Raw genomic sequence first — 22,841 nt, forward strand, 5'->3', positions numbered from 1 at the left:
GTTCGAGCTTCGTTCATGACATTTTGCCGAGGTGGTGACTCGTTTGTTCGAGCATTATCCGCCTCCATGCCGACCCTCGCTTATGCCCGCTCCCGCGGACACGCTTTACGTTTTTAGCAATAATAAAAAAACGGCATGCGCTCCTTCCCGCGCATGCCGCTTCCCCTACACCTTAATACCCGTAAACCTCGAAGTTCCAGAGCGAGTAGCCATACTGCGTGGCGCGCTCCGTGCCGAGCATCCGGATGTAACGTCCCGTACCGCTCACCGTCAGATCCTGCTGTCCGCCCGCGCCTGTCGTCGTGCTGTAGACGTCCGTCCAGTTCGTGCCGTCCGCCGACACCTGCAGCTTGAACGACTTGGCATAAGCAGCTTCCCAGTTCAATTTCACGCTCGTAATCGTGCGCGATTGGCCGAGGTCGACGGAGATCCACTGCGGATCGACGCCGGTCGCCGAGCCCCAGCGCGTGCCATTATCGCCGTCGACCGCCGCCGCAGCTGCGAACGCATCCTGTACCGAGGATGCCGCCGCCGGCTTATTCAAGGACAGCAGCGTCGAATTCTGGGCTGCCGCCGGCTTGCCGTATACTTCGGCTTCGAACAGCGAGTAGCCGTAGACCGTGCCGCGCTCCGTGCCGTAGATGCGCAGGTAGCGTCCCGTGCCTGCCGCCGTAATCTCGTCGATGCCGCCGTCTCCGGTCGTCGTGCTGAAGATATCCGTCCAAGCCGTGCTATTGTCGGACACTTGGATTTTGTACGATTTGCCGTACGCCGCTTCCCAATTCAGCTTCACGCGGCTAATTTGCTGCGGGGAACCGAAGTCGATCGCCAGCCACTGCGGGTCTGCTCCGCTTGCCGATGCCCAGCGCGTCTGCGCGTTGCCGTCGACCGCGTTCGCGCCCGCGAACGGCGTCTCGCTTGAAGAGACAGTCACGGTCTTACCCAGCGCGATATTCGTCGTGTCGCCCGTGCCTCCCCCGTTGTTGCCGCCACCCGGATTCGTCCAGTTGTCGCCGGCGTTCGAGTTCGTCATCGGGTTCACCTTAACGAGCGACTTCGCCGCGATGACCGCCGTGCCCGTCGTAGCCCCTGCCGCGTTCTTGAACGTTACGGTTACCGGCGCGGAGGTCGGATTCCACACCAGTGCCGAGTATGTGCTCCCTTTCTTATAGACCGTAGCGCTGCTCCAGCCCGTCGCGTATACGTCTTTCGTGCGCGTGCCGAGCGTCGCCATGTTGTTGACGAACCAATACGTGTTGAAAATTTCGTTCTTCTGCAGCTTTGTCGCGTCCCACTTGGCCAGCGCGCCTTGCGGATCGCTCAGCGCTTGGATCGGCCAGACGATATGCTGCCAATCCGTCTCCGGTCCGCCGTTGTCGGCGACGAAGCCATTATACAGTCCCGCTGCTTTGGCCGGATCGAGGCCATAGCTGGTCAGGTATTCCGCCGTCGGCAGCCAGTGGATGCCGTAGATGTGCACCGGCAGGCCGCTGAAGAACGTGCCGTAGAAGTAGGAAGAACCGTATACTTGACCGACCGACTTGTGCTGCCATTGCGGCAGCCAGTTGTCGCCATCGTAGTTGAACCAGTATTGCTCGATCGCCTTCAGCTCGGTCGTGAAGCCGTAGATCGACGCGTCGCGGTTCGCTTGGTCGCCCGTCAGCAAGCTCCACATGTACTGACCGACCCAGCCGAAGAGCGATTCGCCTGCCGCTTCCTGGTTGTTGCCGCTGTCGTTGTCCGCGTAGCCGCCTGCCCACGAGTGGCCTTGGAACGGATCGAAGCTGCGGAAGAATGGATACATGCTGTCCGTGCGCGACGGATTCGCGTAGTCGCGGATCAGGTTGTCGACCATCGGTCCGTACTGCGTGCGGAACGTATCATCGAACGTGGCAAGCACCGCGGATGCGAATACATAATAGCCGTACGTGAAATGGTGGTCCGTAATGCCGACGTTGGCGCCGAATTCGCTGGCGCGATAGTACGTCGTGCCCCAATCTGAATTGTAATAGAAGAAATAGTCCGGCTCGCCTTCGGTGTACGTGTACCAGTCGGTCAGAATCGTCTTCATTCTCGCGAGGAACTTGTCGCGGTAGGCCGTCTCGCCCATTTCATTGGCCGCCAGGACGCCCATCGCGAGCGGATGAAGCCGTTTGCCCTGCCAGTAAGCGTCGGCCGCCATCAGATTCGTGGCCGTCTCTTCGTCGAGCGTCTGGAGGTACGCCTTCATGTTCGTCTTGCTGTATTCCGGATTCGTCGGCTCCGTGAACTGCGGCACCATGCCGAAGAACCGGTCGACCGTCGTGAAGGCGTTGCCCTCGCGCACTTTGAGCGTGCCGCGGATCGACGGATACGTGTAGGCCGTCAGCGGCGAGTTCGTGATTTTCCATTGATGCGGATAGAGCGCCGTGAGCGTCTGGTTGGAGAACCCGGTGCGCTTCAGCTCCGTCGTGATGTTGAAGTTCGTCGTCACCTGCGCGGTCGCTTCGTTATAGTTGTAGCTGACCTTCGTGTCGGTCACGAACGCGTAGGCGTGCTGGTAGAACTTGTTCAGGTCGGCCGCGGAAGGCAGCGACGCGATCGCGAGGTAGTTCTGGCCGCTTCCGAGCTGGATTTTGATCTTCGCGCCCGCCTTCTTGAATACCGTCCCCGGAGGAGCGAAAATCCCGTAGTACCGCGTCTGCGGCGTCGCGTTCGGCCGATTGTCCACGTTGGCCACCCTCACGCCGAGGCGGTCGGTCGTCAGCGTCGCGCCGTCGCTCGTCAGCACGGCGGTACCCGCGTCATTGAACAGCTGGTTGATGAGCGGCGAGTAGATTTCGACGGCATTCGGATCGCTGAACGTGCTGTACACGTACGGCGAGCCTTTGGAGAGCGTCACCTTCATCTTGTCCGTGGCGTCGTCGCTCAGCACGGTATTGACCGACCAGTCGCCATAGCCGGTGACGCGCGGCTTCATGTTGGCGCTGTTGATGTTGCTCGCCATCACGTACAGATCCGGGTTGCCGTCCGCGCTGACGACGCTGCCGTCGGCGTTGGCCCAGCCCGCGCCCGGATTCAAGATGCCGAGGCCTTGCGGGAAGAATTTCGACTTCAGCGGCAGCGTGATCAAGTAATCGCCGAACGGCTTGATCAGAATCGACTGCCACCAGTCGTTCGAGGCGATCGGCGCGTTCACGCTGCTCGATTTGTTCGCCGGATATTTCGGCTGCGGCATGCGGATGTCGTTGGTCAAATAGCTGCCTGCGCCAAGCGACACCTTCGTCGGCGTCGGGAGCGGCGGGATCGTATACGTCGGCTGCGGCTGACCGGCCACGTAGTCGTACACCTCGAATTCCAACAGCGAGTAGCCGAATGTGGTCGCGCGGCCAATGCCGTTCATGCGGACATAGCGGCCGGTCGTATACAGCGGAATCTCCTGCTTGCCGCCGGCGCCGCGCAGCTCGCGGTACACGGTCGTCCACTGCGTGCCGTTCGCCGACACCTGCAGATCGAACGCGCGGCCCGCCGCCGCTTCCCAGTTCAGCACGACGCGGCCGATCGTCCGGGACGAGCCGAGGTCGACGCTGATCCATTCGTTGTCCGTATGGTTGGATCCCCAGCGCGTGCCTGTGTTGCCGTCCACCGCGTTAGCGGGCAGCGTCGCGCCCGGAGGCAGATAGCCCGACTGCTCATAGGAGGAGACGGTCACCGGCTTGTTCAAGGCGACGTTCGGGCCGTACTGGACCGGCGGCTGGTTCACGCCGCCCGTGCCATACACCTCGAGCTCGAGAATCGAGTAGCCATACGCCGCCATCGCGCGCTGCGTGCCGTAGACGCGGACGTACCGGCCCGAGCCGCTCAGCGTCAGATCGTCGATGCCGCCGTCGCTCGTCGTCGTGCTGTACACGTCGGTCCATGTCATCTCGTCGCTGGACACCTGTACTTTGTAGGCTTTGGCGTAGGCGCCTTCCCATTGAATCTTGACGCGGTCGATCGCAGCTGTTGCGCCGAGGTCAATATAGAGCCACTGCGGATCCGTTCCCCACGTGCTCCCCCAGCGGGTCGCCGTATTGCCGTCCACCGCCAAATTGGCTGCGTTCGCGCCCTCCGACGAAGACGCGTAGGCGGTTCTGCCTTGCGATAAAAGATACGAGCCCGGTGCCGCCTGCGCTTCCCGGATGAGCAGCGAGGACAGCATCGATAGCAGCATGGCTGCGGTGACGGCATAAATGAGCGGTTTCTTCAACCGCTGCGGCGCCGTTTGACTTGCGGTGTTCATCATGTTACCTCCCATATGGTCTGAAATTGGCGGTGCTTCGTAATCGCTGTTGGCCGCGGCCCCTCGCTCTTGCTGACCGTTCGTGATGTCGCTTGCGCGCCGCCTGCCGAAGTCGCGGACTCCCCCCCTTTGGTGAATCGAATAGAGACACTTATCTCGTACGCATGCCAAGTATACCGCCCGCATCCGGCCGGGGAACATGCCGGAAATTAGCGATTGATACCCGGATTTTTACGAAAGTGACGGGGACAAAACGAAAAAACATGCGCCGCCACCACCGCTTCCCGACCTCAGGAAGCGTCGAAAATGGTGGGCTAGCGCATGTTTCTGGCCGTGAATTTGCGATCTGCCGCGTGGCTGAAAAAAGGCTGGCATCTTTCGGGAAACCGTCGTCGTTCGCCGTTAGCGAATGCCGGTTTCGATCCTCTCGGCAGTCGCCGGCATTGCCGATGCCCGGCCTTCGCATGCATGTTCATCCTGCAAAGTGAGCCGAGGCACGTTCTCGAAGCCGGTTCAATATGGATATGATCCGGAACTGACCAGCTTCAAATACTGCCCCTCCGTCCCGATTTTGGCCGCGATTGCTTCCTTCTCGTCGACGCCGTCGATAGCGTACAGTCCCGTACCTTCGGGCAAAAAGTTGGAGAAGACTTCTCCCCGTTTGACCTGCTTCGCTTCATCGTCGCTGAACGTCGTCACCTCTCCCAGCTTCTCTCCGACCTCCCCGACAGTTTCGCCATTCGCTCCTACGCGCTTGTACGTATCGCCCTCCCATATTACGAAAGCCATGCTCCAATCGCCAGACGCTCCGTCAGAGGTCGCCCCCGGACCGCAACCGGTCAAGCCGACCAGCACAAGCGCGAGCACCAACGGCAATAATATGATGCGTATTCTCATCCCTATCTCCCCCTTTGCACTCCTTGACGGCCATAGTCCACCAAATGTTTCCTTAACTAGTGTTTATTAACCTTAGGCTGCGAGGTGAAACGACGGCGACGGGAGATGCGGGTCCGCTTGCGTGTACGGTCGTAAGGCAGGGCATGCAACAAAAAAAACGCCCGGACCAGGTTACCCTGATCCGAACGTCTCTCTCATCCGATTCACGCTATCGAAGCAGCGCGCCGATCCGTCTGGCCGCCTCCATGATCGCCGGGACGTATTCGCCCATGGCGTCCATCGTCAGACGGTTCGATGGTCCCGATACGGACAGCGCGGCGATCAGAATGCCCGAGCGGTTGTACACCGGCGCGGCCACGGCCGCGGCGCCGGCCTCCCGTTCCTCGAAGCTCGTCGCGTAGCCGCTGGCGCGAATTTCCGACATCATGCGACGGAACTGATTCCGGTCGATCGACTCCGGCCATGTCGATTCACGCAGCAGCTCCTCGCGTTTCCCTGGACTCTCGAAGGCAATGAGCACTTTGCTGGACGCGCCCACGTACAGCGGCAGGCGAGCGCCAACGGGAGCCACCCTTCTTACGGCCTGATTGCTCTGCACCGCCTGAATGCGAATCCGCTCGCCTCCGTCCCGGATGTAGAGGCTGACCGTCTCGCCCAATGTATCCCGCAGCCGCTCCATCTCCGGCAGGCTGATAATGCCCGGATCATCCGTCTGCGGCATGTTCGCCGACAGCTCCCATACCCGCAGGCCGAGCCGGTAGCGCTCGGTCAGCCGGTCGCGGGAGACGAATCCTTTATCCTCAAGCGTGGCGAGCATCCGGTGCACCGTGCTTTTGTGCAAACCTGTCTGTTCGGCCAGCTCGCCCATCGCCCACTCGCTTCGAATCGTAAAACAGAGCAGCAGATCCAATGCGCGCTCGACCGCGCGAACGTTCGATTTGCCTTCTTCGCTCATGATGCCGCACCACCCTTCATTTTGTTTCACGTAATGAAACTCTGTTACGCTCAGTATATCAAATGAGAACCATTCTCGTAAAGCATTATGACAGGACGCGCGCGAATATTTCAGCTTCGTTACAAGCCGTTAACATTACGTCGACATACATTGACAGGCTAGCGCAGCCCATCATACGATAGGAGTACAGAACTAGTTTAAGCGCTTACAAGATTGGGTAAAGGGGGAGTCTCCATGAGCACTTCGATCGCACCATTGCTGCCCGCCGGCGGGAGTTTCACTCCCGGTTTGTTTCCGTCCCCCGAGTCTTCGTCCGGGAAGCTCGCTTCCCGTTCGCGCCGCATGCATGCGGCGATCGCGGTATGCTCCGCGCTGATCGCGATGCTGATGTTCGCCGTTCTTGTTTTTCACGGCTATGTCGCATGGGTCATCGCCCATCCGTACGTCGCGCCGCTCACGTCCAATCCGATGGAGGCCAAAGGTCTCGCGTACCAGGACGTCTCGTTCCCGAGCGCCAGCGGACGCACGACCGTGCACGGCTGGTATATTCCGGCCGCGGCCGGAGCCGAGGATGACCCTCAGCTCGCAGGCGCTTCTTCGACCGATCTGGCTCAAGCAACGAGCCGAACCGTCATTTTCAGCCATGGCTACGGGGCGAACCGGGAAGAAACCTGGGTGCCAATGTATGATTTGGCCGCGCTCCTCCACCGTCTGCATTATAACGTCCTTATGTTCGATTACGGATATGCCTCCTCGGTCGACCGCTCGCCGGCGACCGGCGGCTTCGAAGAATCCCAGCAGCTGCTGGCCGCCGTGAACTACGCCCGCTCCCAAGGCACCGACGAGCTCGTCGTCTGGGGATTCTCGATGGGCGCCGGCACGGCGCTCCAAGCCGCCCTGCAGACGGATGGAATCGATGCCATGATTCTCGACAGCCTGTTCCTTCCGACGCCGGAAGCGCTCTACGGCAACGTGCGGCAGTATTTGGACCTGCCGAAGTTCCCGTCGCTGCCGCTCATCCAGTGGATGCTGCCGTTCTTTACCGGAACGAACTTCAACCATATACCTTCCGAGCAGGTGCTGAGCACCTCCTATGAGATGCCGATCTTCGTCATGCACGGTACCCAGGACGTCAAGGCGCCGGTCGCCACGGCCGAGCTGATCGCAGGTACGCAGTCGAACTCGCTCTCCAGAGAGTGGATCGTCGAAGGCGGCAAGCACGAGCTGCTGTTCCAGACCCGGCCCAAAGAATATATTAGTCGCGCCGCCTTGTTCCTCAGCCAAGTCGATACCGCGTTCAAGAACAAGCAGGCCGAGCAGCTGCTCGCGCAATCCGCCTCCTAATGGCATATCCCGGCCAATGACCGAATATGCTGGATACAGGATGCATCGGCACGCCGCAACAAGTACGTTCATCTTAAGCCGTCCGGCTCTCCCGGGCGGCTTTTTCGCATGCGGCGCGAGCCAGCTACATAACGAGGAGGACGATATCGTTGCTGTTTGTTTACGGTCCCTACATGCCCTTAAGGCTGTTGGAAGAGATCCAATTCTGGAAGACGCAGGAGATGGAACATACCGTCGTCATCCGCGAAATCGCGCCGAACCTGGAGGCGCCCTACGTCGCGCTGCTGAAGGCATGGGAGCCCGTCTTCGCGCGCACGGCGCAGACGGCCGACAAGCTGCTCGCGGCGCTCGTCCCGCAGTCGGCCGCCCTCCCTCCCGCTTGCCGGGAGCAAGTCGACGCGCTGCTGCGCGTCTCGGCCGAGCAATCCAAGCGCTTCATCGAACAGCTTCACCGGATGATCAAGGAGAGCGCCGCGATTGCGGCCAGCCCGGTCGCCGTCACGGTCGTGCATCACATCATCCGGGAGTCGGATTATTTCCTATGCGTGCTGGCGACGCTGGTGTCTCCGCGCCCCGACGGCACCGTAGATGAGGCTTTGAACGAACCTCAGGCTGCACGTACGCATCCAGTGACGCCGCCATTCGTCCCTTCATCTTCGGCTGAGTCCGCTGCTGCCGCAGCACGCGAGGCTTCGCCCGCGCGAGCATCACATACCGAGGCAGCCCCCAAGGAGGAGGACAACATGGAACAGCTTCGCGCCCCTGCGGCGCAGGTGCCGATCGGGGAGCACAAGCTCCCCCCGCTCCCTTACGCCTACGACGCGCTGGAGCCCCATATCGATGCAGCCACGATGCGCATCCACCATGACAAGCATCACCAAAGCTATGTCGACGGGTTGAACAAAGCCGAGAAGGAACTGCAGAAAGCGCGGCAGACCGGCGATTTCGCGCTCGTGAAGCACTGGGAACGCGAGCTTGCCTTCAACGGCGCGGGGCACTATCTGCACACCTTGTTCTGGCCGACTCTATCGCCGAAAGGCGGGGGGCAGCCGACGGGCGAGTTGGCGGCGCAGATCGCGCGCGACTTCGGCAGCTACGACGCCTTCAAGCAGCAGTTCAGCCAAGCGGCCGAGAAGGTCGAAGGCGGCGGCTGGGCCATTCTCGTCTGGAGTCCGCGCAGCCGCAGACTCGAAATTCTGACGGCCGAGAAGCACCAGAACCTCTCGCAATGGGACGTCGTTCCGGTGCTGCCGCTCGACGTGTGGGAACACGCCTATTACTTGAAGCACCAGAACAAGCGGGCCGATTACATCAAGAGCTGGTGGAACGTCGTCAATTGGCCGTACGCCAACGAACGGTTCAAGAAAGCGAGCAAGCTGATATGGGATCCGTACTGAGCGGATAGCAGACAAGTACGGGAGATGTATCGGAGAGGCTCAAGCGATGCGATTGCGTAGGGCAACGCGTATGTGGGCCCGACGCGCCTGACGTCCAGCCGCAGAAGCATGCTCTTCCAGCGGCTCTCCGTACGACCAATAAAGCCCTCCGTTATCGTAACGGAGGGCTTTCGTTTGCTATTAGGTCACGGTCTGTGGGCGTACTCGCCTGTGGTCGAGCCGTGAAGCCGCATTCGACGATTCGGCGCCGCCCGAGCGGCACGCTTCACCGCGCGGAACTAACCGGCAGCCGGGATGCCTGCTCGTCTTCCGTCTTCCGCACGGTACGCAGGCGGCCTTTCGCATGAGGCACGATCATCGGCGTGCCGTACAGCGGGTCGGGCATAATCTCGCATTTCAGCTGGAACACCGACTCGATCAGCGCCGCATCCACCACGTCCTCCGGACGTCCCTGTGCTTCCACCTTGCCGCCCCGGATCGCGACGATATGGTCGGCGTACCGGCAGGCCAGATTGATGTCGTGCAGCACCATGACGATCGTATGCCGATGACGCTCGTTCATCTCATAGAGCAAATCCAGCACCTCGATCTGGTGCGTCAAATCGAGGTAGGTCGTCGGCTCGTCGAGCAGAATGACCGGCGTCTCCTGCGCGAGCGTCATCGCGATCCAGGCGCGCTGCCGCTGTCCGCCCGAGAGCGAATCGACGGCGCGATCCGCCAGCTCGCTCATGCCGGTGGCGGCTAGCGCCTCCCGCACGGCCGCCTCGTCCTCGGCGGACCACTGCTTCAGCCAGCTTTGGTACGGATAACGCCCTTGTTTGACGAGCTGGAGCACGGTCAACCCTTCCGGAGCTGTCGGTCCCTGCGGCAGTATTGCCAGCTTCCGCGCCACGTCCTTCGTCGATAAGCCGGCGATGTCGCTCCCCTCGAGAACGACCGTGCCGCGCTGCGGCTTGAGCAGCCTCGCCATCGAGCGGAGCAGCGTCGATTTACCGCAGCCGTTGCTGCCGATGAACACCGTGATTTTCCCTTCGGGCAGCGTCAGGTTCAAATCTTCGAATATATAGGCGCCGCCGTAAGACAAGCCAAGCCCCTTCGCTTCAAGCACGCTCATCGCGCTTTCCCTCCCGTCTTAGAACCGGTTCCGGTTCCGGTATAGCAAATACATGAAGAACGGCGCGCCGATCGCGGCAGTGAACACGCCGGCCGGCACATCCCGCGGCACGAAGGCGGTCCGCGCGATCAAGTCGGCGGCCAGCAGCAGCAGCGCGCCGAGCAAGGCGCTCACCGGCAGCACGCTGCCGAACGAGGAGCCGACCAGCTTGCGGGCCATGTGCGGCGCCATCAGGCCGATGAAGCCGATCGCCCCGCCGATCGCGACCGCCGAACCGGCCAACGCCACGCTCAGAGCCAGCAGCACGAGACGCTGCCGCTCGACCCGCGCCCCCGCGCTGCGGGCGACGTCGTCGCCGAGCGCTTGAATGTTCACGTTGCGCGCCTGCAGCCATGTCAGCGGCAGCAGCACCGCCACCCAGGGCAGCAAGGTCAGGACGTCTTTATCCCACGAAGCCCCGTAGATGCTGCCCGTCATGAACGTCAGCGACCGATCGGCCAGCTGCAAGGGGCCGGCGATAATGAGCATGTACGAGACCGATTTGACCGCGGCGGAGACGCCGATGCCGATAAGCACGAGACGCAGCGGAGAGACGCCGTTCTTCCAAGCCAGCACATAGAGCAGTCCGCTGACGATGAACGCCCCTGCGATCGCCGCGAAGGGCAGCCAGTGAATCGACACCGTATCGGCGAAGAAGAAGATGAAGAGCACCGCCCCGAACGACGCGCCTTCCGTCACGCCCGTGACGTCCGGCGACGCGAGCGGATTGCGGATGACGCCTTGCAAGATCGCGCCTGCCACCGCCAGCGCGGCGCCGACCAGCACCGCGACGACGACCCGCGGCAGCCGCAGATTCAGAATAATGACCTCGTCCATCTTCTCCCCATGGCCGAATATCGTGCTTAGGACGCGCATCGGGGAGATGTATTGACTGCCCATGCCCGTGCTCAGGACCATGGCCGCCGCGACCAGCGCCGCGAGCGCAGCGCCGACCCAGATCGTCCGGCGTTCCAGCAGGATGGACAGTTTGCCTGCCCGTATCGTTTGATGTTGGCTCATAATTAAGTTCGTCTGCCTTTCCGGGCGATATACACGAAGAACGGTACGCCGACGATCGCCGTCATGACGCCGACGGGCACTTCCTTCGGCATCGCGATATACCGCGAGCCGAGGTCTGCCGCCACCAACAGGATCGCGCCAAGCACGGCGCTATACGGCAGGATCCATCGATGGTCCGTGCCGACCAAATACCGAACGATATGCGGAATGATAATCCCGACGAACGCGATCGGCCCCGCGACCGCGACCGATGCGCCGGCCAGCAGAATAACCGCCGCCGCCGAGAACAGCTTGATATGGGCAATCCGCTGGCCGAGCCCGCGCGCCACGTCCTCGCCCATGGCCAGCGCATTCAGATGCCGTCCGAGCAGCAGCGCGATCGCCATGCCCGCGCCCATGTAGGGCCACACCGACTGCAGCTGCGGGAGCTCGCGCCCGGCGACCGAGCCGACGAGCCAGACGAGCACTTGGTCGAACATGCGGCCGTCGGAGAGCATCAGCCCTTGGGTAAGCGAAGCGAAGAAGGCGGCCATCGCCGCGCCGGCGAGCGTGATTTTGACCGGCGTCATGCCGTCGCGTCCGATGCTTCCGAGGAAGAATACGATTCCGCCGCTTGTGGCCGCCCCGACGAGCGCGACCCAGGTCGTCGCCTGCAAGCCGGAGACCCCTAGCCAGCCCGAGGCTAGAATTACGAAGAACGCCGCGCCCGAATTGACGCCGAGCGTGCTGGGCGAGGCGATCGGATTGCGCGTCATCACCTGCATGACGACGCCGGCCACGGCCAGCGACGCGCCGACGGAAGCGGCGATGAGCGCCCGCGGCACCCGGGCCGTCCGGATGATCAGATGCTCCGTCCCGCCGTTATAATGAACGAACGAATCCCAGACGGTGCGCAGCGGAATGTCCGTCACGCCGAGCGCGATGCTCGCCATGACCGCGCATGCCAGGATGACCGTGGAACCGATGAGGCCAACCGTTTTGATTACATTCATGCTTTTCCACCTATGAAGTCAGAGTTGTGCGACTGTAGGAAGCCCGCAAGGTTCATGTAGAATTGTAGTGGAAGGCGCTTCGGAGTGTCAATGATTTTGAGAATCGTTCTCATTTTTTCGTTGACACCGGTATAACGCCCTATTATAGTAGGTTATTGTACTGATAACGGTTCTCACACTACCTAACTAGGAGTTGACTTTCATCATGGTATCCACCACTCAACGCAGCCGCACGCTTCTATTCGCGCTCATGGCGCTCATTCTCGTCGTCGTGCTGGCAGGCTGCGGTTCCAAGAACGACAATAACGGCACGAACGCTGCGACGGCGAATAACGCGTCGTCCAATACGACCGCCGCAAGCGGCGAGAACGCGGATGGCGGAGAAGCGGCGACGAATGCCACCGCGGACAATGCGGAAGCGCGCGTCATTAAGCACGCGATGGGCGAGACGACGATCACGGGCACGCCGGCGAAGGTCGTCATCCTGACGAACGAAGGCACGGAAGCCTTGCTCGCGCTCGGCGTCAAGCCGGTCGGCGCGGTGAAATCGTGGACGGGCTCCCCGTGGTACGAGCACATCAAAGCCGAGATGGAAGGCGTCGCCGAAGTCGGCGAAGAGAGCCAGCCGAACCTCGAGGTCATCGCGGGCTTGCAGCCGGATCTGATCATCGGCAACAAAATGCGCCAAGAGAAGGTCTACGAGCAGCTGAAGGCGATCGCGCCGACGGTCATGTCCGAGGATCTGCGCGGCGAATGGCAGAACAACTTCAAGCTGTACGCTGAAGCGCTGGGCAAGACGGCGGAAGGCGATGCGCTGCTGGCTGAATTCGACGCGCGCGCGGCCGATTTCAAAACGAAAGCCGGCGACAAAGTGAACGAGACGGTCTCCGTCATCCGCTTCATGGACGGCAAAACGCGCGTGTACCACACGAACACGTTCTCCGGCCTGCTGTTCGGCAAGCTGGGTCTTGCCCGCAACGACATGACGAAGAACGCGGCAGCCGATGCGTTCGTCGACGAAATCACGAAAGAGCGTCTGCCCGAAGCCGACGCGACACGCATCTTCTACTTCACGTACGAGACAGGCGACGGCAAGGCGAGCCAGACCGAGACCGAATGGACGAACGATCCGCTCTGGAAGGGCCTCGGCGCCGTGAAGAACGGCCAAGCGTACAAAGTGAGCGACGCGATCTGGAACACGGCGGGCGGCATCAAAGCGGCCAACCTGATGCTGGATGAGCTTTACGACATTTACGGTTTGCAAAAATAAACGAAAAAAGAGCTGCTTCTCCGTCCAAGACGGGTAAGCAGCTCTTCTTGTATGGCCCTCCGGCAGCTGCCGAAGGGCTTATTCTTATTCGCCTCGCCTGGGGGCGTCTCTTGTCCCCCGGTGTCCGGCTGCATGAAGGCGATGGTGATGCAGAGAGCGAGTGTTGGCGAGGTTGCGCCCCGTCATCGCCCTCCCCCCTCCGGCCTCTCGGTCCGAAGCCACCCGGCTAGCCGCCCGCTCCGGCTGCCGTCCAATACAGGTTGCGCGCGGCCTCGATCCCGCAGGTCGCTTCGATCCAGTCCCGATCCTCTTCCAGCACCCGGAACGGCTCGCCGCCAAACCACTCCAGCGACGCGAACAGGTCCGAGTCTCGGATGGCGGCCAAGATCGGCGCGTAATCCAGCGCGCCCTGCGAGAGCGGCACCATGCCTTCACGGCTGCCGCTCGGCGCGTACACCTGATCGGGCGCGAAGACGGTCAAGCGTTCGGCGGAGGCGACGTTTTTCATATGAAAATGGCCGACCTTCGGCTTGAGCGCCGCATAGGAAGCCAGCGGATCGTCGCCCGCCTCCCACAGATGAAGGAAATCGAGATTGACGCCGAAGTTCGGATGATCGACTTCCTCCAGGAGCCGACGCGTCGACGCGAGGTTATCCGACAGCGTGTTCGGATGCGTCTCGGTCAGCAGCTGCAAGCCGTAATCGGCGCAAATGCCGCTGAGCGTACGCAATCTGGCCGCATACGCCTCCCGTTCCCGCTGCGCGACGTCCGCGCTCGGCTTCGAGCCCGCGAACGTGCGGATTCGGTCGGTCCCGTACCAGCGGGCGAGCTGCGCCAGCTCGCGCAGCTTCCGCACGGTCGCTTCGAAGCGCGCGTCGTCCGCGATGTCCAGGTAATCGCTCAGCATCGTCACGCGCAGGCCCCGGCTGTGCATGATCGCCAGCTGGCGGCTCGTGCGTTCGCGTTCGCTCCCTGCCAAGGCGACCGCATGCGCGCCCCACAGCTCGATGCCGTCGAACCGCTGACGGCAGGCGAACTCGACCAGACGCTCGAAGGAGACGAGCTGGTGGCGGAACGTAATCGTGCAGAAGGAGAGTTTCATCGCGCACCCGCCTCTTCGGCCGGGCGGAGCACCGCCGTTTTCCAGAGCCGGTACTGCCGGTCGATCTCCGCCTTGATCGCGAATTCGATCGCGTCGGCTTGATCCAGATACGCCATGATTTGCGGCAGATGCTCCCGGTTGCCGGTCATCGAACATTTAACGGCTAAATATTGCAGCGAGTTAAATACCTGAATGAGGTCGCGAATTTGCTGGCACCACGCCTCGTAGTTTTCCTCCGACAGGCCGAGCTGGTCGCGGAAGAACATGAGCGCGTAGTCGTAGCTGTATTTGCGGATGACGATAATGTTGAGCTGCTTGACCGCCGGCAGCAGCATGGAGATGTCGCGGCCGCCGGCCCCTTCCGCCATGCTGATGACGATATCGCGCAGCCGCGCCGTCAGCTCGTTCGCATCCTTGCGCATCGTCTCCTCGTACAGCGCGGCGATGATCTGCGGGCTTGGCTGCTGGATGCGCGAGGAATCGACGAGATACCCGCCGCCGTCGGCATTGCCCGCGAACGCCTCGATGACCCGGGCTTTGGGCATGACGCCCTCCCAGCGGAAATCCGGATCGAACATGAACCACTCGTCCGGGTTATCCGTCTTGTAGATCATGAGGAAGTGAGGGAACGGCTTCTGCGCGAATTTGTTCTCGCGTTCGGGCATAAGCGACATGTCGATCTGGACGATGACATGCTGATGCTCGCCCAGATTATCCACCAGCTCCGTGAACACCGCCGCATTATCCGCCTTTGGCCGGTCGTAATCGTACCATTCCGTTATTGCGACGCCGAAGAATCTCCGGTACCAGTCGATGAAATGGTCATGGCTCGTACGCGCCGAATAATACGTAATCGCGCCTTGTTCCGTTACGTCGAAAGCCGAGTCCCAGACGCCGAAATAATACGGCCGGTGATCGACGCTTAGCCCTTGCGGCGGCTGATCGACCTTACCGCGGCGCTTAATGATTTCGCACAAGCAGCTGACCAGACAATGCACCTTGATCATGGCTGCGCCGCCTCCTCGGCCGCGGGCGCAAGCCGGCCGATGAAGTCGAGCAGCGAGCCGACCGTCGCGAACGCTTTCGCGTCCACTTCCTCCTCCGGCACCCGCAGCCCGAGCGTCGCTTCGATATGGACGATCAGCTGGAGCAGCGAGATTGAATCGATTCGCAAATCTTCGTTAATGCGCAGCGTATCCTCAAGCGTATGCGGAAGCTGAAGCTCCAGCTTCTCGCGCATGAGCTCGGCCAACCGGCCGCGCAGCTGTTCACGCGCGCTGTTCATGATGGACTCCCCCTTCTGACTGTTCGATAGACCGGCGGCTGATTTTGCCGGCCTTGGTTCGCGGCAGCGCATCGACGAGCTCAATCGCCGACGGCACCTTGTAAGCAGGCAGCCCTTCACGGCACCAGGCGCGGATCTCGTCCGCCAGCCCCGGCGCGCTCGTCTGGCCGCCTGCGTCGGACGGCCTCCAGACGGCCTTCGCCCGCACCGTCTCGCCCATGACGGGATGGACGCCGCGGTAGACGACTGCTTCCTGCACGCCTGGGAACGAAGCGATCCGCTCCTCCACCTCCAGCGGAAACACCTTCAGACCGCCGACGTTAATCACGTCGTCCATGCGCGCGGCGTAGAACAGATGCCCCTCCTGCGCGCAGCCCAAGTCTCCGGTCGCGATTCGATGGCCGTCCGGCTCGCGGACGACGACGATCTCCGCCGGGTCGGCCATGGACGCGCGGTCTGCATCGCCTTCCAGCCGCCAGTAGCCCAGCAGTTCGCCCAGATCCGAGCCCGACCGCATGGAGCGTGCGACCGAGATGCATCCAGCCTCCGTGCAGCCATACTGCTGCATGACGTGCGCCGAGCGCTCGCGCAGCGTCTCGAACAAGGGGCCCGGCAGCGGCGCGCCCGAGCTGATGACGCGGTGGAACCGGCCACCCGGCGCCATAAGTCCGGTCATAACGTGAAACAGCAGCGGCACGCCGTAGACGAGGTGCTTCGGCGTTTCTTCGATGACCTTGAGCGCGAATTTGGGATTCGCGTTCGTCACGACGCTCGGGGCGATCCCGCGACGCATCGCGGCCAGCACCCCGCAGATGAGGCCGTACGAATGGGACACCGGGGCAAGCACAACCGGACGGCATTCGGCTGCCTCGCCGAGCGCCGCGTTGTATGCCTCGATTTCCCGGTCGATGTCCGTCCAGGGGCGTCGAATGAGCTTCGGCCCGCCCGTCGTGCCCGAGCTGTACTGCAGCAGCGACGGCTCGCGCAAGCCGAGCTCCTCGCCGCTCGCTGCCGAATCGTGCGCCATCGGCCGGATTCGCCGCGAATCTTCCAGCGAGCCCCACAGCAGCAGCTCGCAGCCCGCGTTCGCCGCGGCTTGGGATGCCGTCTCGAGCGGCGTATCTCCATGCATAAGCAGCACCGAGACGTCCGCGGCGCGGAGCGACTCGACCGCGGCGAGTACGTCGAGCGGGTCCCGCAGACAGACCGCCGCCCCCCTTCCTTGCATGCCGGCCAGCGGCACGAGCGCTCGGATCGCGTCCATTCGCGCTTCCAGACCGGCCCGGCCCACTTCCTCCCGATTTATGGTTAACATCCGTTGTTCTCTCCTCTTCGCGATTCGCTCGCGATCGTCTCTAAGTTACGCCCGCTCGCGCGCCGTCCCGTACCGCCTGCACGGCCGCATGCAGCGGATTGGACACTTCGTGCATAAGCGTGCCAAGCTCCGCGCGGAACAGCCGTTTCTTCGTCAGCTGCTCCAGCCGGGTCGTCTCGGCGAACGGATCCAATAGCGCCAGCCGCGGCGCGAGCTCCGGATGGCGCCGGATATGGTAATCCAGCGTCTCGGCCGCAAGCGTCCAGAATCGCGCTTCGGTCATGACGCCGTGATCGGCGAGCACCATCGCCAGCTCGCCCAAGTTGATGCCGTACAGCGCGCCGAGCAGCAAATACCGGATCGGCGCGGCCTCGGGCTGCTCGAACCACACGCCCTCTCCGAACGCGGGATGAATCGCCTCGAAATCCGGCGTGTCCTCCGATGAAAGGAGCGGCCGGTAGAACATCGCATCCTCGTGAAAATCCTTCAGCGCCACTCGCGACGGCCAGCCGTCGCGGTGGACGAGCGCCATGTTCTGGGCGTGGGATTCGAGCCCGATGCCGTGCGCCAAAGCCAAGTGGGCCACCGGCAGCACGCACCGCTCGAGCAACGCCCGCAGCCAGCGCTCCGCGCCATGCTGCTCCAGCCACGGCGCGATGAAGAGGCGCCCCGCCACCGGATCGAAGGCGGACAGCGCGTGGAATGGCGCGCCGCTCTCGCCCGCGCGCAGATGAAGCGCCAAGCTCTCCCGCCAGATACAAGCAAGCATGCCTTCGGCCGCGGCGCTCCCGCCGCTCGGCGACGGCCCGCCATCCCTCGCCGCCTCCGGTTCGTAACCGATGCCCGCGAATTCGCGAAGCAGAATGACCTCGGCTTCGTCCCGCAGATACGGGTCGCGATCGACGGTCCGCTGCAGCCACGCCGAGACCGCCGGCGCGACTTTGGCATAATACGGCTCGATATGCCGGTAAGCCGACGTATTGAGCAGCGTCATCGCCAGCTTCACGGACGGCTTCTCCGGGCTCGACGCGTTGTGCAGCGTCCGGATCGACTGCTGCGGTCGGTACAGGTCGCCGCCCGGTCCAAGCGGGATGATCCGTCCGTCGCGCAGCTCCTCCTGCATCCGCGGGATGACGGCGTTGCGCCATTGCCACGGGTGGACCGGCAGCAGCGCGACGTCCGTCAGCGCCAAGCCCTGGCCCGCAAGCGTCGCCTCGACATCGGCTAACCGCTGCGCCCCGAGCTCCGAACGCCACAGCGCCTCGAACGATTCGCCTTCCGCGATCGCGAAGGCCGCGTCCGCCCGGCGAACCGCGATCCATATCGGGCGCAGCAGCGGGCCGAACTCCGGCCCGTAAGCCAGCTGGTCCTCGGGCGAGAAGCCGATGCGGGATTTGTAGCTCGGATGATACGGATGGCCGTCCATCGCCGCCGTCTCCAGCTCGTCGTAGCTGCCCTCCATCGTCTGTCCCGCTCGCCGCCGTTCGTATTGGGCGATCGCGTCATGAAGCAGTGTCCGCTCCAGCTCCTCGGCGAACGCCCCGAGCTTCGCCGGATCGGCGCCCGCCCCGGCCGCAACCTCGCGCAGGAACCGCCGCAGGCAGACCGCTTCCCGCTTGCCTTCCCGGGATATGCGCTGCACCGGCGACGCGTTCAGCCGCACGCGTCCGAACGTCGGGCGGCGCTCGCCCCGGCAGTTGTACGTGACCGGCATCCCCGCCTCATCGCGGCCGTGCAGGATGAACAGCGTCTCCTCGCGCAGCTGAATCGATTCCACCGGCGCGATCCGCTCGAAGATGAAGGATTCGAGCAATTGCCGGAATATCCGCGTCCTCACTTGCGCATAGACCTCCGAGTTTACGGCTTCCGCCAACCGGAGGTCGAATCCCTCCGCGTGTTCCGTCATCCCTCATCCCTCCCGCTTGCGATTCCGAATTGCTGGAAGACATTGCGCTCTCGGACCCGGTAGATGTCCCGACCCGTCAAGCTGTTAATAATAACGCTGCTGCGGTGCGCGCCCAGCCCCAAATCCGGCGCGCCGATGCCGTGCGAATGCAGCTCGCCATTCAGGACGTAAATCCGCCCGCCGCCTTCCCCGTTCAGCCGCAGCCGATAGTCCGGCTCGACCTCGTAGCGGCCCTGGGCATCCCAGCGTACGCGCTCCCGCAGCGGCTCCAAGAAACCCGGCACCGGATGGGCGTAGCCGGTTGCTAGAATGAGCAGCTCCGTCTCGTGCTCGAACGTGCGATCCTGCTCCGCATGGCGGCAGGTCAACCGGTAGCCCCTTTCGGCGTCAGCCAGCGATTCGATCGCCTGCACATCGACGTGGGCGAGCAGCCTCACGTCCGGGCAACCGCCGTCCACGGTCAGCTCGTACAGCCGGTCGTAAATCTCCGCGATCGTGCCCGCGCTGATCCCCTTGTACAGCAGATGCTGCTTGCTTCGCACCTCGTCCCTCCGCTCCGGCGGGAGGTTGTAGAAGTACCGCGTATAGTCCGGCGAGAAATGCTCCAGCCCCAGCTTGGAATATTCCATCGGGAAAAAGCCCGGCGACCGGGTCAGCCAGTCGAGCCGATAGCCGCCATCGGCCTGCCCATTCAGCAGGTGCAGGAACACCTCGGCCGCGCTCTGTCCGGAACCGACGACCGTGATCGAGCGCGCGCGCTGGCACTGCTCCAGCCGCTCGCCGAATTGCGCCGAGTGAAATACATTCCCATCGGGCAAATGACGCTTGAACGCCTCTCCGACGTGGGGCACGCTGCCTACGCCGAGGGCCAGGTTGCGCGCGTAGTATACGCAAGGCCGCCCGTCGCTGCCGACTGCTTCGATGCGGTACAGCTCGCCAGGCGAACGCTGCTCGGCCCGATGCCCGAAGGCCCCGGGGTCCGCATCCGCGCCGACCTGCTCGACGCCTCCGCCGGCGACGGCAAGCGCCGGAATCGAAGCCCGGCTAGCGGCCGATGCGGCTGCGTCGCCCTGACCGCCCATGCGCCCAAGCGCTTCCGCTTCCGTCGCGACGCGCACTTGCGTCACCTCGACGCCGAACCGGCATGAAGCGATCCGCTCCGACGCCCATCGGCAATACGCGTCGTACTCCTTGCGCGGGATGAGGAACCGCTCGAAGAAGTAGAAGGCATACAGCCTGCCCTGCTCCTTCAAGTAGTTCAGGAAGCTGTACGGATTCGTCGGGTCGGCCATCGTAACCAGATCGGCCAGGAACGGCACCTGCAGCGTCGTGCCGTCCAGCAGCATGCCCGGATGCCAGGAGAACGCCGGCTTTCGGTCCAGGAAGAGCGCCTTCACGTCCGGCAGCGGGTCCAGCAGCGCCGCCAGACCGAGGTTGAACGGTCCGATCCCGATGCCCACGATGTCATAAATCTGCGTCTGTTCGTTCATCGGTTCAACCACTCCTCCACCCGTTCTCGCTCCGCGATCATGAGGGCGGCCGTTTTGTCGGGCAGCTCGATATGGCGCTGGAACGCATAGCCGCATTGCTCGAAAATATGAATCATCTTGGCGTTACGCGCGTCCGGCTCCGCGACGAGGCGGCGAGTTGCGCCTTCGCGAAGCTGCAGCCGCATCATCGCCTGCAGGAGAGGCGCAGCATACCCTTTGCCCAAATAAGCAGGAGGTCCGATTAGCAGATGAATGCCCTGATCGCCCGGCTCGGCTTCGTAGGCGCCGGCCAGCACGTCGCGCTCCGCCCAATACGATTCGAAATAGCTCATCGGCTCGCCGTCCAGCAGCCCGATGTACAGCGTCTGGTGAGTATCCGCCAGGAACGCCTCCAGATGGGCGCGATACTTGTCGGCCGGAATCGCCAGCTGCCAGAACGGCACAACATGCGGCTCGCGATGCCAGGCGTGCAGCCGTTCGAAATCCGCCTCCATCGTCGCCCGGCGGAAGCCGATCATCCGGCCGATGCCGGCATGCCATTCCTCGTAGACGACCACGTTCGAACCATCCGTCCGATCAGACGGTGACTTCAGAAGCTGCGCCTCCTTGCTCGGCATGGACGGCCACCTCCTTCACGAGCGGGTTCGGCACGATGACGTAGACGGACTGCGTATCGAGCGAGCCGACCAATTCATCCATGTCGTGCAGGCGCGTCAACAGGTTCGCCTTGCACGGCAGCTGCTCGTCATGGAGCAGCGTGGCCAGGAACACCGACGGCTCCCGGTTCTCCGGCACGAACGCCTCGAGCGCGGCGCGCAGCTTGCCGAGCAGCACCCGCTCGTCGATCAGCCCCGCGGCGCCGAAGCCGTTGATCAGCCCGAACATATGGTTGAAGATCAAATAGTAGCGGAAGCGCTCGTCGGCGATCGCGTCGTCGCACACCGTCTGGCTCGCTTCCCCGATGCCCGGCAGCTGCTGCGCGAGCAGCGATTCCGTCGACTTGCAGAAGTAATAGCCTTGGTTATCCCGGTAGTAGAACCGCTTCGGGTACCCGTCCTCGAGCTGAACGACGCTGTTCTGCTGGTGGGCTTCCAGCGCGATGCCCCACTTCATGTACAGGCGCACCATCGGCTTGAGCGAGAGATCGAGATAGCGGTCGAACCAGTCGGCGCTCACCTCGGCCGCGTCGCGCCCTTCGCGCTGCGCGATGCCCTCGATGATGGCGGCCAGCTTCGAGCGCTCGCCCGGCAGCGGATCCTGCACGAGCGCCGCCACCGGCGATGCGCCGCGCGAAGCCTGCCAGCGGAACGGATTGTCGCGCAGGACAAGCTCGAAGCCCGACTCGTCCTCGCCGTCCGTCAGGCACAGCGTGATGAACGCCGGGTCGGCGATAATATCGAAGCCTTCGTATTCCTCCCGGACGCGGCCAACCTCCGTCTCAAGCAGCCGCTTCACTTCCACGCCGCGCTCCAGCTCTTTGTATTTGTTCACCCGCAGCGAGTTCGTCACCTTGACCGGGATCGACAGCTTATACATGAACCGCGCATCGTTCCGGTAGACCGTGCGCAGCGACGAGGTCGCCTGATACGGACTGCCCGCCGCGCCCAAATACTGAAGCTTGCCTTCGGCGATCGCGTGCTGCACGTTCGGCTGCGCCAGCAGCCAATCCGCCTGCAGCGGATGGACAGGCAGCAGCGCCCACTCATCGGAGGACGCATGCGCGGTTAGCCACTCCCGGCTCACCTGAGCATCGCCCCGCAGCTCGGAGAGAATGAGCTCCGCCGCGGGCGCGACGAGCGCCGAGCCCTGCACGACCAGCGAGCGGTGCGCGCGGAAATAATGCAGCTGGAACGCGCCCCCGAGCTCGGGCGAATACACCGCATTGTCCGCTTCGGGGATGCCTTGGCGGCTCTTCGGCGTCGGATGCAGCAAATGGCCGAAGACGAGCGCTTGCTCCGCGTCGATATAATCAGCGTCCGGCCCATACAGCTTGTCGCGGTCGCCCGAACGGGCTAAGGCGAATTCCTCGACGTTGCGGCAGCTCTGAATAATGCGCAGCATCAGTTCGTCGGCATGGCCCGCTTGGCCGTACTCCAGCGCGATCTCCTTCGCCAGCAGCGCGGACAGCGTCACGTAATCTGCCGGGTACGGCCCCGCGCCGTCCGCCGCGATCCCGACCGGGAACTCGAACAAGTGCCGGGCCGTTGGCGATTTGTACGCCACGCCTGCCCGGATCGTGACCGCTTGACGCGCCAGGCGCAGCACCAGCGTCTCGCGCCGGCCCTCCTCCGCCTGCGACTTCGCGGCTTCCGCCGTTTCGTTGTAGGCGCGGACTTGGAACTCGCCCTGCCCGGTCTCCCGGATATAACAATTCAAGAGCGTCTGCATCGCGGCGTTGCCGGCCGCTTCTTTCGCTTGCAGCTTCGATAATTTCATAAGTCACCTCGTAAGAAA

17 protein-coding genes are annotated in these 22,841 nt (G+C 63.0%); 3 read left to right on the forward strand and 14 right to left on the reverse strand.

From position 1 onward, the window contains the following. Positions 1–172: 172 nt before the first annotated feature. The 3 genes from ACFSKT_RS16575 to ACFSKT_RS16585 form a co-directional block, all read right to left on the reverse strand. Positions 173–4,264, reverse strand: coding sequence for a galactose-binding domain-containing protein (locus tag ACFSKT_RS16575; RefSeq protein WP_377717191.1), 4,092 nt, complete (start codon positions 4,262–4,264; stop codon positions 173–175). A 510-nt stretch (positions 4,265–4,774) separates the two neighbouring features. Further along, a complete protein-coding gene (locus tag ACFSKT_RS16580) occupies positions 4,775–5,158 on the reverse strand; it encodes a hypothetical protein (RefSeq protein ID WP_377717192.1) in 384 nt (127 codons plus the stop codon). 208 nt (positions 5,159–5,366) lie between these two features. Further along, a complete protein-coding gene (locus ACFSKT_RS16585; RefSeq protein WP_377717353.1) occupies positions 5,367–6,113 on the reverse strand; it encodes an IclR family transcriptional regulator in 747 nt (248 codons plus the stop codon). Between the two features lie 234 nt (positions 6,114–6,347). Between ACFSKT_RS16585 and ACFSKT_RS16590 the strand changes: the two genes are divergently transcribed. Next, a complete protein-coding gene (locus ACFSKT_RS16590) occupies positions 6,348–7,457 on the forward strand; it encodes an alpha/beta hydrolase (RefSeq protein ID WP_377717193.1) in 1,110 nt (369 codons plus the stop codon). 149 nt (positions 7,458–7,606) lie between these two features. After that, positions 7,607–8,854, forward strand: coding sequence for a Fe-Mn family superoxide dismutase (locus ACFSKT_RS16595; protein ID WP_377717194.1), 1,248 nt, complete (start codon positions 7,607–7,609; stop codon positions 8,852–8,854). A gap of 265 nt (positions 8,855–9,119) precedes the next feature. Here ACFSKT_RS16595 and ACFSKT_RS16600 read toward each other — a convergent pair whose 3' ends face one another. The 3 genes from ACFSKT_RS16600 to ACFSKT_RS16610 are packed head-to-tail and all read right to left on the reverse strand — an operon-like array spanning position 9,120 to position 12,019. Further along, complete coding sequence (locus ACFSKT_RS16600; RefSeq protein WP_377717196.1) at positions 9,120–9,968, reverse strand: ABC transporter ATP-binding protein; 849 nt, start codon at positions 9,966–9,968, stop codon at positions 9,120–9,122. A gap of 18 nt (positions 9,969–9,986) precedes the next feature. Beyond that, complete coding sequence (locus tag ACFSKT_RS16605) at positions 9,987–11,027, reverse strand: FecCD family ABC transporter permease (protein ID WP_377717197.1); 1,041 nt, start codon at positions 11,025–11,027, stop codon at positions 9,987–9,989. 2 nt (positions 11,028–11,029) lie between these two features. Continuing rightward, a complete protein-coding gene (locus ACFSKT_RS16610) occupies positions 11,030–12,019 on the reverse strand; it encodes a FecCD family ABC transporter permease (protein ID WP_377717198.1) in 990 nt (329 codons plus the stop codon). Between the two features lie 205 nt (positions 12,020–12,224). Between ACFSKT_RS16610 and ACFSKT_RS16615 the strand changes: the two genes are divergently transcribed. Beyond that, on the forward strand, positions 12,225–13,289 hold the full coding sequence (locus ACFSKT_RS16615) for an ABC transporter substrate-binding protein (RefSeq protein ID WP_377717199.1): 1,065 nt from the start codon (positions 12,225–12,227) through the stop codon (positions 13,287–13,289). Between the two features lie 226 nt (positions 13,290–13,515). Here the strand turns inward: ACFSKT_RS16615 and ACFSKT_RS16620 are convergent, their stop codons facing one another. Genes ACFSKT_RS16620 through ACFSKT_RS16655 form a run of 8 tightly spaced genes read right to left on the reverse strand, consistent with a single transcriptional unit; the run spans position 13,516 to position 22,823 of the window. Further along, entirely contained in the window at positions 13,516–14,391 is an 876-nt protein-coding gene (locus ACFSKT_RS16620) for a sugar phosphate isomerase/epimerase family protein (RefSeq protein ID WP_377717200.1), read from the reverse strand. Then, positions 14,388–15,398, reverse strand: a complete 1,011-nt coding sequence (locus ACFSKT_RS16625; protein ID WP_377717201.1) for a DUF6005 family protein — start codon at positions 15,396–15,398, stop codon at positions 14,388–14,390. Before ACFSKT_RS16625 ends, ACFSKT_RS16620 begins: the two co-directional genes overlap by 4 nt. Next, on the reverse strand, positions 15,395–15,676 hold the full coding sequence (locus ACFSKT_RS16630; protein ID WP_377717202.1) for a phosphopantetheine-binding protein: 282 nt from the start codon (positions 15,674–15,676) through the stop codon (positions 15,395–15,397). Before ACFSKT_RS16630 ends, ACFSKT_RS16625 begins: the two co-directional genes overlap by 4 nt. Further along, positions 15,660–16,991 carry an AMP-binding protein gene (locus ACFSKT_RS16635; RefSeq protein ID WP_377717203.1) on the reverse strand — a complete coding sequence of 444 codons (1,332 nt, stop codon included), beginning with the start codon at positions 16,989–16,991 and terminating at the stop codon, positions 15,660–15,662. The genes ACFSKT_RS16630 and ACFSKT_RS16635 overlap by 17 nt, the downstream gene beginning before the upstream one ends. Positions 16,992–17,031: 40 nt before the next feature. Continuing rightward, positions 17,032–18,897 carry an IucA/IucC family protein gene (locus ACFSKT_RS16640; RefSeq protein WP_377717204.1) on the reverse strand — a complete coding sequence of 622 codons (1,866 nt, stop codon included), beginning with the start codon at positions 18,895–18,897 and terminating at the stop codon, positions 17,032–17,034. After that, the gene (locus tag ACFSKT_RS16645; protein ID WP_377717205.1) at positions 18,894–20,387 is read right to left on the reverse strand and encodes a lysine N(6)-hydroxylase/L-ornithine N(5)-oxygenase family protein; all 1,494 of its coding nucleotides are present in this window, start codon (positions 20,385–20,387) and stop codon (positions 18,894–18,896) included. The genes ACFSKT_RS16640 and ACFSKT_RS16645 overlap by 4 nt, the downstream gene beginning before the upstream one ends. After that, positions 20,384–20,905: a GNAT family N-acetyltransferase gene (locus ACFSKT_RS16650; RefSeq protein WP_452472464.1), complete on the reverse strand. Its 522-nt coding sequence runs from the start codon at positions 20,903–20,905 to the stop codon at positions 20,384–20,386. Before ACFSKT_RS16650 ends, ACFSKT_RS16645 begins: the two co-directional genes overlap by 4 nt. Positions 20,906–20,963: 58 nt before the next feature. After that, positions 20,964–22,823 (reverse strand): IucA/IucC family protein, encoded by a 1,860-nt coding sequence (locus ACFSKT_RS16655; protein WP_377717208.1) that lies wholly within the window; start codon positions 22,821–22,823, stop codon positions 20,964–20,966. Positions 22,824–22,841 lie beyond the last annotated feature (18 nt).

The sequence above is a fragment of the Paenibacillus xanthanilyticus genome (genome assembly GCF_042682185.1).
GTDB classification, from domain to species: Bacteria; Bacillota; Bacilli; order Paenibacillales; family Paenibacillaceae; genus Paenibacillus_Z; species Paenibacillus_Z xanthanilyticus.

What these genes read in the sequence shown, in the direction of transcription:
- ACFSKT_RS16600 (WP_377717196.1), bottom strand. Translation starts at nt 9,968, where the DNA reads ATGAGCGTGCTTGAAGCGAAGGGGCTTGGCTTGTCTTACGGCGGCGCC.
- ACFSKT_RS16635 (WP_377717203.1), bottom strand. Translation starts at nt 16,991, where the DNA reads ATGTTAACCATAAATCGGGAGGAAGTGGGCCGGGCCGGTCTGGAAGCG.
- ACFSKT_RS16615 (WP_377717199.1), top strand. Translation starts at nt 12,225, where the DNA reads ATGGTATCCACCACTCAACGCAGCCGCACGCTTCTATTCGCGCTCATG.
- ACFSKT_RS16620 (WP_377717200.1), bottom strand. Translation starts at nt 14,391, where the DNA reads ATGAAACTCTCCTTCTGCACGATTACGTTCCGCCACCAGCTCGTCTCC.
- ACFSKT_RS16605 (WP_377717197.1), bottom strand. Translation starts at nt 11,027, where the DNA reads ATGAGCCAACATCAAACGATACGGGCAGGCAAACTGTCCATCCTGCTG.
- ACFSKT_RS16645 (WP_377717205.1), bottom strand. Translation starts at nt 20,387, where the DNA reads ATGAACGAACAGACGCAGATTTATGACATCGTGGGCATCGGGATCGGA.
- ACFSKT_RS16585 (WP_377717353.1), bottom strand. Translation starts at nt 6,113, where the DNA reads ATGAGCGAAGAAGGCAAATCGAACGTTCGCGCGGTCGAGCGCGCATTG.
- ACFSKT_RS16625 (WP_377717201.1), bottom strand. Translation starts at nt 15,398, where the DNA reads ATGATCAAGGTGCATTGTCTGGTCAGCTGCTTGTGCGAAATCATTAAG.
- ACFSKT_RS16650 (WP_452472464.1), bottom strand. Translation starts at nt 20,905, where the DNA reads ATGATCGGCTTCCGCCGGGCGACGATGGAGGCGGATTTCGAACGGCTG.
- ACFSKT_RS16575 (WP_377717191.1), bottom strand. Translation starts at nt 4,264, where the DNA reads ATGATGAACACCGCAAGTCAAACGGCGCCGCAGCGGTTGAAGAAACCG.
- ACFSKT_RS16630 (WP_377717202.1), bottom strand. Translation starts at nt 15,676, where the DNA reads ATGAACAGCGCGCGTGAACAGCTGCGCGGCCGGTTGGCCGAGCTCATG.
- ACFSKT_RS16640 (WP_377717204.1), bottom strand. Translation starts at nt 18,897, where the DNA reads ATGACGGAACACGCGGAGGGATTCGACCTCCGGTTGGCGGAAGCCGTA.
- ACFSKT_RS16590 (WP_377717193.1), top strand. Translation starts at nt 6,348, where the DNA reads ATGAGCACTTCGATCGCACCATTGCTGCCCGCCGGCGGGAGTTTCACT.
- ACFSKT_RS16655 (WP_377717208.1), bottom strand. Translation starts at nt 22,823, where the DNA reads ATGAAATTATCGAAGCTGCAAGCGAAAGAAGCGGCCGGCAACGCCGCG.
- ACFSKT_RS16610 (WP_377717198.1), bottom strand. Translation starts at nt 12,019, where the DNA reads ATGAATGTAATCAAAACGGTTGGCCTCATCGGTTCCACGGTCATCCTG.
- ACFSKT_RS16580 (WP_377717192.1), bottom strand. Translation starts at nt 5,158, where the DNA reads ATGAGAATACGCATCATATTATTGCCGTTGGTGCTCGCGCTTGTGCTG.